This window comes from Pseudomonas sp. 18058 (assembly GCF_902706155.1).
GTDB lineage: Bacteria > Pseudomonadota > Gammaproteobacteria > Pseudomonadales > Pseudomonadaceae > Aquipseudomonas > Aquipseudomonas rustica.
The window spans coordinates 1-396 of record NZ_CACSJY010000165.1 but is presented as its reverse complement, the minus strand read 5'-3'; the positions used below and the strand labels follow the sequence as shown (position 1 = coordinate 396).

Below are 396 nucleotides of genomic sequence, written 5' to 3'. Positions count from 1 at the left end.
GTTCATAATAATCCATCCATGCGCGTTCCCAAACTTGATCTTCAAGTTCTTCATGACGCATTGGCACATCTGGAAGTTGTGCTTTTAAGAAAGCTTCTAAAGTATCAACATCAATTGGGTCTTGTTCGTCTTGTTGGTAAATACCAGTAACAATGACTTTGTTCCAGAGTGGTGTTTCACCTGGTAATGGTTCCAGTAAAGCCTGATCTTCGGCATCATCCAAAGTTACGCTTACCGCACCTAGAGACATTAAAAGTGTTTCTGTGAATTCAACTTGTTCTTGATCAACGGTAATGTGTATTTGTAACCACTTCACGAAAAGGACCTAAAATTTTATTTAAAGGCATATTGTAGCCGACTAGAGTAGTTTAAAAAAGAAAACGGCCCATCTTTAAT

1 protein-coding gene is annotated in these 396 nt (G+C 38.1%); it reads right to left on the bottom strand.

Going from position 1 to position 396, the window contains the following annotated elements; genetic code table 11:
* The coding region (locus GVL50_RS28650; protein ID WP_178124235.1) for a 50S ribosomal protein L11 methyltransferase at positions 1 to 316 on the bottom strand (316 nt) is incomplete at its 3' end.
* Positions 317 to 396: the final 80 nt, after the last annotated feature.